Source organism: Actinosynnema sp. NPDC037264 (genome assembly GCF_055603705.1).
The window spans coordinates 27,167-39,046 of record NZ_JBVJVK010000072.1; the positions used below are offsets into that span (position 1 = coordinate 27,167).

The 11,880-nt window shown below is 71.7% G+C and carries 12 protein-coding genes; 6 read left to right on the forward strand and 6 right to left on the reverse strand.

From position 1 onward, the window contains the following. The first annotated feature begins 88 nt into the window (after nucleotides 1–88). Nucleotides 89–1,321: a cyclase family protein gene (locus ACZ7GX_RS40260; RefSeq protein ID WP_498785111.1), complete on the forward strand. Its 1,233-nt coding sequence runs from the start codon at nucleotides 89–91 to the stop codon at nucleotides 1,319–1,321. A 9-nt stretch (nucleotides 1,322–1,330) separates the two neighbouring features. On the opposite strand, the gene ACZ7GX_RS40265 is transcribed toward ACZ7GX_RS40260, so the two are convergent. Further along, nucleotides 1,331–2,332 (reverse strand): hypothetical protein, encoded by a 1,002-nt coding sequence (locus ACZ7GX_RS40265; protein ID WP_498785113.1) that lies wholly within the window; start codon nucleotides 2,330–2,332, stop codon nucleotides 1,331–1,333. A gap of 240 nt (nucleotides 2,333–2,572) precedes the next feature. Between ACZ7GX_RS40265 and ACZ7GX_RS40270 the strand changes: the two genes are divergently transcribed. From ACZ7GX_RS40270 to ACZ7GX_RS40290, 5 genes are all read left to right on the forward strand, one after another. Next, a complete protein-coding gene (locus ACZ7GX_RS40270; protein WP_498785115.1) occupies nucleotides 2,573–3,052 on the forward strand; it encodes a DUF2975 domain-containing protein in 480 nt (159 codons plus the stop codon). Continuing rightward, nucleotides 3,052–3,306 (forward strand): helix-turn-helix domain-containing protein, encoded by a 255-nt coding sequence (locus ACZ7GX_RS40275; RefSeq protein WP_498785117.1) that lies wholly within the window; start codon nucleotides 3,052–3,054, stop codon nucleotides 3,304–3,306. Before ACZ7GX_RS40270 ends, ACZ7GX_RS40275 begins: the two co-directional genes overlap by 1 nt. Then, entirely contained in the window at nucleotides 3,303–4,496 is a 1,194-nt protein-coding gene (locus tag ACZ7GX_RS40280) for an ABC transporter ATP-binding protein (RefSeq protein ID WP_498785119.1), read from the forward strand. The genes ACZ7GX_RS40275 and ACZ7GX_RS40280 overlap by 4 nt, the downstream gene beginning before the upstream one ends. Then, nucleotides 4,493–5,008, forward strand: a complete 516-nt coding sequence (locus tag ACZ7GX_RS40285) for a hypothetical protein (protein WP_498785121.1) — start codon at nucleotides 4,493–4,495, stop codon at nucleotides 5,006–5,008. The genes ACZ7GX_RS40280 and ACZ7GX_RS40285 overlap by 4 nt, the downstream gene beginning before the upstream one ends. Nucleotides 5,009–5,121: 113 nt before the next feature. After that, entirely contained in the window at nucleotides 5,122–5,595 is a 474-nt protein-coding gene (locus ACZ7GX_RS40290; RefSeq protein ID WP_498785123.1) for a YcxB family protein, read from the forward strand. Between the two features lie 74 nt (nucleotides 5,596–5,669). On the opposite strand, the gene ACZ7GX_RS40295 is transcribed toward ACZ7GX_RS40290, so the two are convergent. The 5 genes from ACZ7GX_RS40295 to ACZ7GX_RS40315 all read right to left on the reverse strand — a co-directional run bounded on the left by ACZ7GX_RS40295 (nucleotide 5,670) and on the right by ACZ7GX_RS40315 (nucleotide 11,745). After that, nucleotides 5,670–6,860, reverse strand: a complete 1,191-nt coding sequence (locus tag ACZ7GX_RS40295) for an IS701 family transposase (protein WP_498785125.1) — start codon at nucleotides 6,858–6,860, stop codon at nucleotides 5,670–5,672. Nucleotides 6,861–6,939: 79 nt separating this feature from the next. Continuing rightward, nucleotides 6,940–7,248 carry an STAS domain-containing protein gene (locus ACZ7GX_RS40300; protein ID WP_498785127.1) on the reverse strand — a complete coding sequence of 103 codons (309 nt, stop codon included), beginning with the start codon at nucleotides 7,246–7,248 and terminating at the stop codon, nucleotides 6,940–6,942. After that, nucleotides 7,245–9,314 carry a glycogen debranching protein gene (locus tag ACZ7GX_RS40305; protein ID WP_498785128.1) on the reverse strand — a complete coding sequence of 690 codons (2,070 nt, stop codon included), beginning with the start codon at nucleotides 9,312–9,314 and terminating at the stop codon, nucleotides 7,245–7,247. Before ACZ7GX_RS40305 ends, ACZ7GX_RS40300 begins: the two co-directional genes overlap by 4 nt. After that, the gene (locus ACZ7GX_RS40310; protein WP_498785130.1) at nucleotides 9,311–11,140 is read right to left on the reverse strand and encodes an AGE family epimerase/isomerase; all 1,830 of its coding nucleotides are present in this window, start codon (nucleotides 11,138–11,140) and stop codon (nucleotides 9,311–9,313) included. The genes ACZ7GX_RS40305 and ACZ7GX_RS40310 overlap by 4 nt, the downstream gene beginning before the upstream one ends. Then, complete coding sequence (locus ACZ7GX_RS40315) at nucleotides 11,137–11,745, reverse strand: DJ-1/PfpI family protein (protein ID WP_498785132.1); 609 nt, start codon at nucleotides 11,743–11,745, stop codon at nucleotides 11,137–11,139. Before ACZ7GX_RS40315 ends, ACZ7GX_RS40310 begins: the two co-directional genes overlap by 4 nt. Between the last annotated feature and the right edge of the window lie 135 nt (nucleotides 11,746–11,880).

An 11,880-nucleotide genomic window follows, 5' to 3' on the forward strand; every position in this document is an offset into this window, starting at 1 on the left:
CGTTCACGCATTGCGGTGACGTCCGTTGCGGTGGCCCCGGGGCATTCGATAGGGCTGAGGGGTTGCCCACCACCGAAGGAGCCGCCGAGTGAACCCGGACCTGCTGCGCAACTACCTCGCCGAGCACCGCTTCGGACGCCGTGACGTGCTCAAGCTGGCCGGTGCCGCCGGCGCCGCCGGACTGGTCGGAGCTCCCGCCGGCGCCGCGCCCGCCGAGGCCGGCCGGCCGGACGACACGCCGTTCGACTACGCCGACCCGGCGAACCTGGCCGACTGGGCGCCGAGCCGGTACGGGCCCGACGACCAGCGCGGCGCGTTCAACGAGGTCACGCCGGCCAAGACCGCCGCCGCGCTCGGCCTGCTGCGCGCGCACCGCGAGGTCACCACCTACAACCTCGGCGAGCTGATGTGGAACGGCTTCCCGGCCTTCAGCACCGACCCGCGCCGCACCTACGAGCAGCGGCTCACGATCTGGGGATACCCGCCGCCACCGGGCTTCGCCGAGCAGGGCGGCGTCCTGGTCAAGCTGGAACCGCTGGGCGACAACAGGTTGAGCCTGCACGAGGAGCGGTTCGAGGCGGAGTTCTCGCCCAGGCACCCGAAACCGCTCGCCGCGACGCACCAGATCGGCAGCCAGCTCGACAACCTCAACCACATCGGCGCGTCCGACCTGTTCTACAACGGCCTGCGCGGGCCCGACATCGCCCGCGGCCACGGCACCGTCCGGCTCGGCGCCGAGCACATGGGCCCGGTGGTCACCAGGGGCGTGCTGCTGGACGTGCTCGGGGTGAAGCTCGCCCGCGACCGCGTCGAGGACCTGGCCGAACCCGCGAGCAACGGCCGGCCGCTGCTGCGCGAGAACTACCGCATCACCTTGGACGACATCCGGGACGCCATGGAGTTCGGCGGCGTCCGCCACCTGGAGCCCGGTGACGTGGTGCTGTTCCGCACCGGCTGGAACCAGTTGCTGGCCCGCCGCGACCCGGCCGACATCGCCCGCTGGGAGGGTTCGCGCGGGCTGCCCGGCATCTACCTGCGCGAGGCGCGCTGGCTGGCCCGTTCCCGCCCGGTGATCGTCGGCGGCGACACGTGGGCCCTGGAGGTGCTGGGCAACCCGGTCAACGACGACGGCACGGCGTTCCCCGTGCACCAGGAACTGATCATGCGCCACGGCATCCGCATCGGCGAGTCCTACGTCCTGGACCGGCTCGCCGCCGACCGCGTGCACGAGTTCGTCTTCATCGTGACACCGCAGTACGCCGAGGGCGCCACGGCGGGCAACACGCCACCCGCCGCGCTCGGGCACCCCCGGCGTCGCTGACCGGCTCGGCTAGCTGGGCACGGCGAACATGTGCGTCATCGCCGAGTTGTGCTGCGGCACGCCCGGACCCGCGGAGCCGGACTCGTCGGTCAGGCCGTTCGCCTGCCCCTGGATCGCGCCCGTGGGCCCGTCGACGTACTCCGCCCGCACGTAGGCGTAGATCCGGTCGCACCCCGGCTGGAGAGTGATCGTGGTGTACAGCGGCACCGCCTTGTGGTGGGTCTGCCTGGACACGCTCACGCTCGTCTGGGCGGCCGGTGCGGAAGCGCAGATGGCTTCGCCGTTCATCTGGTGGGCGTACAACGTGAAGCGCGCGCCGGACGTCGTGCTGGAGTGCTCGCACGCGGTGGGGTAGCAGGACATGTACTCCACGTCCGCGATCACCGCGACCTCCTCGTGGCCCGACCCGATGGTCCGGTCGAGGATCGGCGTGTAGACGGGTTTGGCCCCGACCACGGTGTTGCCGTTGGGCAGCGACGTCTGCATCGCCGACCCGTTCACGTCCTCCGCGACCTGCAGGGAGGCGAAGCGCAACGTGCCGCTGACCGTGAACGAGGACGTGGCCTCGGCCAGCGAGCTGGTCCGCACGTAGAGGGTGCACGTCAGCGTGCCGGTCGAGGTGGCGGAGACCAGGAACCGGTTGATGATCGTGATGTCGCCGCGGCCCGGGTTGGCGTTGGCGGCCGGGTCGAGGTTCTCGCCGAGGACGACGTTGCCGCCGCCCGCGCCGGCGCAGCGCACCTCGTTGTCGACCAGGTTGACGTGCGCGGAGTTGTAGGCGCGCAGGGTCGAGTAGACGTAGGCGGTCTGCCCGGCCGTCATGGACGCCTCGATCCGGCCCATCGCCTGCACCTTGTGCATCTTCTTGCTCGCGGCCGGCACGTCGGTGATCGCCACCGGCCCGAAGGTGGTGGACGTGGCCGCGCCGGCCGGTGTCGTGACCCCCACGAGCGCGGCGGCGGTGACCGCGCCGATCGCCGCGAGGCGTTTCCACGTGCGTGCGGAACTCATCAGGCTCCCCTCATCACGGCCGAAGCCGTCCCCAGTGCTGCCGTCGGGCCAGGCTAGCCCGCCGCACCGCGCCCGGAGGCGGCGTTGAAGAGCATCGTCCGGCCGGCGCGGACCGGGGTCACGGTCGAGGCGGCGTTGGTGCCCGGTTCATTGGGCTGACCATCCGTGACGGCGTGCTGACTTACCGTGTGTCGATAGGTACCGATTGACATTCGATAGGTAGCGCGCGAAACTCGATGCATGCTTACGACGCATCGAGCGGTAGTCGCGCTCCGGGTGTTCCTCGTGTTGATGTTCGGCGTCCTGGTCCTGTTCCAGGTCATGTCGCTGCCCGGCCAGTTCCGGAGCATGGCCGAGGAGTCGCCGGACCTCGCGTACCTGAGGTGGCCGCTGACCGCGGTGTCGGTGTTCTGGGTGCTGTGCGTCCAGGTGGTCATCGTGTCCATCTGGAAGCTGCTCACCCTGGTGCAGAAGGACCGCATCTTCAGCGAGGCGTCGTTGAGGTGGGTGGACGCGATCGTGTGGGCGATCGCCGCCGCGTGGGTCGTGTTCCAGTGCTTCTTCCTCTACGTCGGCTTCAACGCCGACGACCCCGGCGGCCCGCTCGTGCTGTTCCTGATGTCGATCGGCATCACCGTGGTGGGGCTGCTGGTGGTGGTGATGCGCGCGCTGCTGCGGCAGGCCACCACGCTGCGGTCCGACATGGAGCAGGTCATCTGATGGCGATCATCGTGCGCATCGACGTCGAGCTGGCCAAGCGCAAGATGAGCGTCGGTGAGTTCGCCGAGCGGATCGGGCTCACGCCGTCGAACGTGGCCGTGCTGAAGAACGGCCGGGCGAAGGCGGTGCGGTTCAGCACGCTGGAGGCCATGTGCCGGGTGCTGGAGTGCCAGCCGGGCGACCTGCTCGAGTGGGTCGACGACGACGAGGACGGCGTCCTCGTCGCGCCGGCTGGGGACGAGGACGACCGGTGATCGAGGTGCGCGGGCTGACCCGGCGTTACGGCGACGTGCTCGCCGTCGACGACCTGAGCTTCACCGTCGAGCCCGGCAAGGTGACCGGGTTCCTCGGCCCGAACGGCGCGGGCAAGTCCACCACGATGCGGGTCGTGCTCGGCCTCGACCGGGCGACCACGGGCACGGCGCTGGTGAACGGGCGGCCGTACGCGTCGTTCGCCGAACCGCTCCGGGAGGTCGGCGCGCTGCTCGACCCCGGCGCGGCGCACCCCGGCCGCACCGGGCGCGGTCACCTGCGCGTGGCCGCCCGGTCGAACAGGATCCCGCGACGCCGGGTGGAGGAGGTGATCGAGCGGGTGGGGCTCGGCGGCGCGGCACGTCGGCGGATCAAGGGCTACTCGCTCGGGATGCGGCAACGACTGGGCATCGCGACCGCGCTCATCGGCGACCCCGGCGTGCTGGTGTTCGACGAGCCGATCAACGGGCTCGACCTCGACGGCGTCCGGTGGATCCGCGGCCTGCTGCGCCAACTCGCCGACGAGGGCCGCACCGTGCTGATCTCCAGCCACCTGCTCGGCGAGATGGAGCAGATCGCCGACCGGCTGGTCGTCATCGGCCGCGGCCGGCTCATCGCCGACGCCACGACCGAGCAGATCCTCCAGCGGGCTCGGGCACGTCCAGGTGCGCGTGCGCAGCCCCGAACCGGACCACCTGCTCGCCGGGCTCCGCGAGCACGGGTTCGACGTGGAGCGGGTCGACGGACGCGAGCTGCGCGTCGACGGCGGCACGGCCGAGGAGGTGGGCGCGCTCGCCCACTCGCTGAACGTCCCGCTGCACCACCTGTCCGAGGTGCGCCAGTCGCTCGAGGACGCGTACCTGGAACTGACCGACAGCAGCGTCGAGCACCACGGCCGCGAGCCCGTGCTCACGACGGAGGAGGCACGGTGACGGCCCTGGCTCACGACGTCCGCATCGGACGCGTGTTCGCCCGCGCGTGCGCCGCGGAGTGGACGCGGTTGTGGACGGTGAGGGCGACGTGGTGGTTCCTGGCCGCGGCGGCCGTGACGATGGTGGGCATCGCGACCATCGCGGGCCTGGAGGCGGCCTCGAACCCGATCCGCCGCAGGGCGGGTCGGCGCGGGCGGCGGCGGCCGTCACCGGTCTGCCGGGTCAGTTCGCGCTGCTCGCGCTCGCCCTCACCGCGGTGACGTCCGACTACGCGACGGGCGGGATCGTGCCGAGCCTGCAGTGGACGCCGCGTCGTGCGGTCCTGTTCCTGTCGCGGGCGACCGTGGCGGTGGGTGCGGCCACCGGCGTCGGCGTGCTGCTGGCGTCCGCCGCGACCCTCGCGTCCTTCCTCGCCGCACGGCCGCTGCTCACCCTCGGCGGCGGCTGGGACGTGCTGCCCGACGTCGCTTTCGTGTTCGCGGCCGGGTCGGCGTTCGCGCTGGGTCTCGGTTTCCTGCTCCGCCACACGGCGGGCGTGCTCGTCACCGTGTTCCTGCTGATGCTCGTGCTGCCGCTGATGCTGCCGAACTTCGGCTACGAGTGGATGTCCGCGCTCGCCGACCTCCTGCCCGGTTCGGGCGCGGCGTTCCTGCTGATCGGCGAGGTGCCGGGGATGACGCGCACGTCCTCGTTCGTCACGATGCTCTGTTGGGCCGCGGGCGCCCTGCTGCTCGGCTGGCTGCGCCTGTCCCGCGACGACGCCAACCGCTGATCGACGCAACCGCTCATCGACGCGGGCGGGACCCGTTGGGGGGTTGGAAAACGCGGTGACGTCGTCTGGTGAAAGCGGGGAAACCTGCGGCGCGATTCGATTAGCATCCGCGAGTGCAGATCTCCGTCCACGTCCCGTACGACGAGCAGCGCCTGCGTCGCGCGCTCAAGTTCGTGGTGCGCCCGCAGACCAAGAAGTTGCGCGTCCTGGGCATGATCATGGTGCCGGCCGGCGGACTGATGTGGCTCACCGGCAGCGACTGGCCGTTCCCGGTGCTGTTGATCGTCCTTGGCCTGGCGTACGCCTTCTTGTTGGAGCCGTTCATGGTGCGGCAGAGCCTGCGCGCCCTGAACCCCTCCGCCCGGCAGGACTACGAGCTGACCCTGGACGAAGCCGGCTTCGCCATGAAGGCGGAGTCGTACGAGCAGCGGCTGGCGTGGTCGACGATCCAGCGCGTCGACGAACAGCCCGACGCGTGGTTCCTCGTGATCGCCAAGAACCAGGCCCTGCCGGTCTACAAGGACCTGATGACCGAGGAGCAGCGCGTGCTGTTCGCCGACATCCTCGCCCGACGCGCGGCCGCCTGAGCCGGGCCGGACCCGCCGGGATGGACCCGCCGGGATGGCCCGCCGCCGGCTGCGGCGGGCCACCCGGACCGGTGTCACGACGTGGCGTTCTCCGACGGCAGGTAGTCGGCGTCCGTGCGGGCGCCCGTCAGCAGGGCGTACGCGTGGGCCACCGACACCATCGTCATGTGGTGGTGCCAGCCCTGGTAGCTGCGGCCCTCGAAGTCGTGCAGGCCGTAGGGGTCGCGCGCCGCGTTCGCGTCCGCCCGGTCCTTCCGGGCGATCAGGTCGAACAGCTCCGGCACCGCCCGGTCCACCAGGTTGGTGATCCAGTACCGCGTCGGCGCGGTGCTGCCGATCGGGCGCTCGGCGACCAGCCGCACCGGCGACCCCTGACGCCTCTCGGTGTCGACCAGCCGCGCCGACGCCGCGCGGACCTGGACGCGGCCCGCGCCGTGCCCGGTCAACTGCGGCCAGACCCGGTGGGCCGACGGGTGCTCCCGCCAGCCGCGCAGGACCTCCGACGGGCTCAGCGCCCGCCGGCCGACCCGCTGGTCCGCCTGCCTGGTCCCCGGCACCGCGCGCAGGTGCGGCTCCGCCAGCAGGCGCTCGTCGCCCTTGACGCCGATCACGTACCCCAGTCCGCGATCGGTCAGGTCGTCGAGCAGACGTGATGCCGTGGGCATGTCCGTGGCGTCGAACACCACCGGCGCGGCCGGCACGCGCAGGGCGATCAGCTCGTCGAGCATCCCCAGCATGTGCCCGCGCGCGCAGATACCTCCCTCGTGGTCCGGGATCCTCGTGCGACGACGCCGCTCCGCGTCCTCGGTCCACCGCCTCGACAGCAGCAGCCGCCAGTTGACCGGCACGGCGGTCTCCTCGACGTCCAGTTGCAGGCTCATCCCCAGTTGACAGTTGACCAGGCGACCCGCGTGACGCACGAACCGGCGCTCGACCCCCACCGAGTGGTCGCCGCGTTTGTGGATCACCGCGTGCCCGACCAACCAAGCCCGCACCGGCAACCGCTCCACGAGGTACAGCGCCAGCGCGTCGCGCACCGGCTGCCAGTCCCACGGGCTCTGGTTGACGAACTGCTGCAGCGACTGGACGGCCGATCCGCCGCCCGCCAGCTCGGCGATCTTGCTGATGGACTTGCGCCCGACCGCGTTGACGAGGCCCGACAGGTAGATCTCAGCCCAACGCCGCTGGTCCGCACGCGGCATGGACTGGAACATCCGGTGCGCGAACGCACGCGCACCGCCAGCTAAATGCGTCTGCAACTCCACCAGAAACTCCCCCAAGTGGTTCTGTCTTGACCCGTTGTCGCACCGGCACCGCGTCGCCGCGGTGTGCTCCGGGCGATGACTAGCTCGCCAGAGTCGCGGTGCCTCCCAACCCGCCCAGCGCCAACGCCGCCATCACCGACGGCCGCGCGCCGACGACGATGACCTCGGCGCCCGCCGGCAGCCGCTGCTGGGCGTAGACCAGGGCGCGGACGGCGCCCGGCGTCAGGCCGGTCACCTCGCGCATCTCGATCACGAGGCGGCGCACCTGCCCGCCGCCGAGTTCGTCGAGCAGGTCCCGCAGACGGGGCAGCGCCTCGTCGTCCACTTCGCCTGCCAGGTGGATCGTGGTCGACCGGCCGTTCGACCCCGAGTAGACCGACGTGCTCATCCCGAACCCTCCTCGTTGGACGATGTGTGCGCCCACAGCACGGCCGCGGACCGCGCGGGCAGGCGCAGGACGTGGCCGTCGCGCAGCGTCGTCGCGGCGTCGAGCGGCCGGGCGAATCCGGTGTTGGCGAAGACGCGCCACGTGCTGTCGGCGGGTGGCTGGGGGAGAGCCACTTCCTTGTCCTCTGACCCGGCGTTCGCGGCCACGACCACAGTATCCAAACGATCCGACAATCCAGCGCCCCCCGGATTCGGATCGTGGATCATGGCGATCACCAGGTGCGAGTCGGCCGACCAATCCGGTTGCCAAGCGCGCTCGCCGTGCCAACTGACCGGCGGGTAGCCGCCGTCCGGTGTGGATTCACCGTGCGGGTGCTCGGCGCGCCGCAGCACCGGGTGCGCCCGCCGGAACTCCAGGCAGGCCCTGGTGAACTCGACCAGGTCCCGGTTGCGGTCGACCAGCGACCAGTCGACCCAGGTCGACGGACCGTCGTGCGGGTAGGCGTTGTTGTTGCCGCCCTGCGTGCGGCCGAACTCGTCGCCGGCCAGCAGCATCGGCACGCCCCGGCTGGTGAGCAGCAGCAACAGCGCGTTGCGCACCTGCCGCGCCCTCGTGCCGAGCACCTCCGGGTCGTCGGTCGGCCCCTCCACGCCGCCGTTCCAGCTGGCGTTGTGGTCCTCGCCGTCGCGGCCGTCCTCGCCGTTGAGGTGGTTGTGCTTGTGGTCGTAGGACGCCCAGTCGGCGAGGGTGAACCCGTCGTGGCAGGTCACGAAGTTGACCGACGCGGTGGCGCCGCGCCCGCTGTAGAGGTCGGGCGATCCGACGAGTCGGGTGGCGACGTCACCGGTGGTTCCCCCGCGTCCCACCAGGAACGCCCGCAGCGCGTCGCGGTACCGCCCGTTCCACTCCATCCATCGGCCGTAGTGCGGGAAGGCACCGACCTGGTAGAGGCCGCCCGCGTCCCACGCCTCCGCGATCAGCCGCGTGCCCGCCAGCACGGGGTCCGCGGCCAGCGCCGCCACGAGCGGCGGGTCGGCCAGCGGCGCGCCGTCACGGCCGCGCGTGAGCACCGAGGCGAGGTCGAAGCGGAAGCCGTCCACGTGGTACTCGTGCACCCAGTGGCGCAGGCTGCGCACGACCCACTCCCGCACCAGCGGGTGGTTGGCGTTGAGCGTGTTGCCCGCGCCGCTGAAGTTGCGGTGCCTGCCGGACTCGTCGAGCAGGTAGTAGGACGACTCGTCCAAGCCGCGCAGCGACAGCGTGGGCCCGCGGTGGTCGCCCTCGGACGTGTGGTTGAAGACCACGTCCAGGACCACCTCGATGCCCGCCGCGTGCAGCTGCTTCACCAGTTCCTTCAGCTCCACGTCGGGCCGTTCGCCGCGGGCGTAGTTCGCCTTCGGTGCGAACACGCCGACCGGGCTGTAGCCCCACGTGTTGAGCAGCGGCACGCCCGTCTCCGGGTGCACGTGGACGTTGTCGGTCTCGTCGAACTCGAAGACCGGCATCAGCTCCACGCAGTTGACCCCGAGCCGGCGCAGGTACGGGATCTTCTCGGCCAACCCGGCGAACGTGCCGGGAGCGGCCACACCGGACGTTTCGGACCGGGTGAAGCCCCGCACGTGCAGCTCGTAGACCACCAGGTCCTCGGTGGGCACGCGCGGCGGCCGGTCGTCGCCCCAGTCGAAGTCCGGGGTGGCGATCCGCGACCGGTAGGCGGGCCGCCGCCCCCACTCGCCGGCGCCGGCCAGCAGCCGCGCGTCCGGGTCGAGCAGCACGGGACCGCGCTCGCCGGCGCGCTCGACCCGGAACCCGTAGTCCGCGTCCGCGGGCGCCAGGCCGAGCACGTGCGCGGTGAACACCTCGCCGACCCGGTGCTCCGGCGGGAACTCCAGTTCGGTGAGGACCGAACCGTCGTCGCGGTCCATCAGCACCAGCCACATGCGGTCCGCCCGCGCCGCGGCGACCGCGAAGTTCACGCCGTCCGCCGTCGGGGTAGCCCCGAACGGGGTGGGGCTGCCCGGTGCGAGCCGCAGCCCGGCCAGGCGGCCCGTCGCCGTCGTGGTCACCGTTCGTCCTCCCCCAGGGGCCGCAGGCGCACCTGGACCGTCCGCCTGGCCGTGCCCTCCGGCAGCTTCACCGTCATCTTCTCCGCGTCGAAGTCCTGGTACGGACTGCCGTCCACGAGCACCCGGTCGAGCACCACCCGACCGCGCGGCAACGCGTCCGGGGCCACCCGCAGCAGGCCGCCCGGGAACGTCGCGTCCGCGTCCGGCGAGAACCACAGGTCGAGCGGCTCGCCGTGCCACAGCAGTCTGTTGTAGACGGTCGCGAGGTAGCACAGCTCCGCGGAGTGGTACATGCTCATGGAGTGGTTGCCCTTGAGGCGCTCCAGGCCCGCGAGGTAGGGCGATCCGGCGGCCTGCACGGCGAAGTACACCGCGCCGTCGTCGTGGTCGAGGAAGAACGCGTTGTAGAACGCCTCGGCCTCGGCCGCGTGCTTGAGGTACTCGGCGTCGCCCGTGGAGCCCGCCAGGACCAGGTAGGCCAGGATCGCCTGCTCCTGCTGCCACCACGCCTTGCGGTCGTGCCAGACGAACGCGTGCCGCCCGTCGCGGGCCTGCCGCTCCAGCACGTCGTACCAGCCGCCGCGCCGGGGGTCGCGCCCGACGCCCGGCATGGTGGCGGCCAGCCGCGCGGCCGTGCGCGTGTACTCGTTCTTGGGGCGCAACGCGTTCATCCGGGTGAGGTTCCACGCGATCTTGAGGTTGTGCCCCACCACCGCGCGGTCCTGCTGCCAGCCCCACGTCTTGTCCGGCGTCCAGTCCGCGTGGAACCGCTCGCGCACGAACGGGCTCGCGTCCGGGCCCCGGTCGGGGAAGTGGGTCACGATCATGTCGAACGTGTGCTCCAGCATCCGCAGGTAGCGCTGCTCGCCGGTGGCCAGGTACAGGTTGAACAGGTAGGCCGGTGCGTGGTCGCCGACGGAGTTCCAGTTCTTGCGCGACCTGTTGCGCCCCAACGACTCCGCGTGCGGGCTCAGGGTCAGCGGGTCGACGTGCGAGAAGTAGCCGCCCAGGCGCGGGTCGGCGAAGTGCCGCTCGAACAGCCGGATCGTCGCCTCGATGTCGTCGCGCAGCCACGGCGTGCCGGTGAGCCGGTAGGTCTGCACCAGGCCGGCGAGCGCGTAGATCTGCTCGTAGGCCGGGATGGTCAGCTCGTCGTCGCTGAACTCGGAGGCGAACAGCTTGCGCTGCCTGCCGCCGTCGACCTCCAGGCCGTGGTACCAGTACACCAGGCGGCCGACGTCGGTCTCGTCGACGAAGCGCAGGTTGTCCCGCAGGTACTCGGAGCCGCGCTCGGCGACCTCCAGGTGCGCCTCGTCGCCGGTCAGCATGTACGCGGTGGCCATGCCGTAGACCAGGCGGGAGATCGTGTCGGTCTCCTGCACGTGCGAATCGGTCTTGTCGCCGCCCAGCCGCAGCACCGTGCGGTAGTCGGCGAAGTCCACCGGGCCCGTGCCGAACTGCGCGCGGCGGTAGAACTTCGCCAGCGACCGGACCTGGTCGACCCACCAGTCGGGCCGGTCGAACACCGGGCGGCCCGCGTCGTCCGCGACCAGCCAGATCCGCTCCGCCTGCTGGCGGCGCGGGCCGGGGTAGACGGGGCCGAAGCTGAACACCATCGCGCCCGGCTTGAGCATCTCGTCCAGCCGGCCGTTGACGTCCCGGTAGGGCTCGCCGAGGTTGCGCACCAGCTGGGCCGCGGTCTCCGACGTGCGGTGCACGACCTCGCGGTCGCCGCCGAACGTGTCCAGCACCAGCCGGTCGCCGGAGGACTCGACGACGTAGCCGCCGTAGAGGTCGGAGTAGGTGCGTTCGGGCGCCGCGGTCACGCCGCCACCAGCCTGGCGGACAGCTGCTCGATGACGGTGCGGGCCAGCAGGTGGCAGTGCTCGACGGTGCGCGTGCTGATCAGGTCGCGGTCGACGGCCACGTCGGTGTCGGAGTAGACCGCGCCCATGTTGCGCACGTCGCTGACCAGGTTGTTGTGGCAGGTGACCGTGCGGCCTGCCATGACCTCCGGCGCGGCGGACATCAGCCACAGGCCGTGGCAGGAGAACACCTTCAGCAGCCGGGGGATGCGGAACGCGCGGCGCATCACCTGCACCGCGGGCGCCACGCCGCCGGGCCGTTCGCTGTAGCGGAGCCGGTCCGACACCATGCCGGACGGGACGATCAGCGCGTGCAGGGCGTTGAGCTCGTGGTAGTCCAGGGCTTCGAGGTCGCCGTCCACCGCGACCTCGCCGCCGAGCTCGCGGCCGGTGAAGGTCAGCGACTCGTTGCCCCAGAGGCGGGTGTAGAGCTTCACCTCGGCGCCCGCCTCGGCGAACCGCAGGCGGTAGTAGTCGATCTCCGTCTCGACGAAGTCGCTCTCCATGAGGATGCCGATGCGCAGCCCGGTGAGCGGCCCGGGTAGGACGGGAGCGTTCAGGTCCATGGGATTCTCCATCTGGGTGGTCCGAAGTGGACTGCCGCCTCGTCGCGGCACGGGAGGTGGGGGGGGGGGGGGGGGGGGGCGGCCCCCCCCCCCCCCCCCCGCAGGGACAGGAGGGTACTGCCCCCCGGGTCGGGG

Coding starts and splice junctions, on each gene's coding strand:
- ACZ7GX_RS40300 (WP_498785127.1), bottom strand. CDS start 7,248: ATGAGCACGTCGGTCTACTCGGGGTCGAACGGCCGGTCGACCACGATC.
- ACZ7GX_RS40275 (WP_498785117.1), top strand. CDS start 3,052: ATGGCGATCATCGTGCGCATCGACGTCGAGCTGGCCAAGCGCAAGATG.
- ACZ7GX_RS40265 (WP_498785113.1), bottom strand. CDS start 2,332: ATGAGTTCCGCACGCACGTGGAAACGCCTCGCGGCGATCGGCGCGGTC.
- ACZ7GX_RS40315 (WP_498785132.1), bottom strand. CDS start 11,745: ATGGACCTGAACGCTCCCGTCCTACCCGGGCCGCTCACCGGGCTGCGC.
- ACZ7GX_RS40270 (WP_498785115.1), top strand. CDS start 2,573: ATGCTTACGACGCATCGAGCGGTAGTCGCGCTCCGGGTGTTCCTCGTG.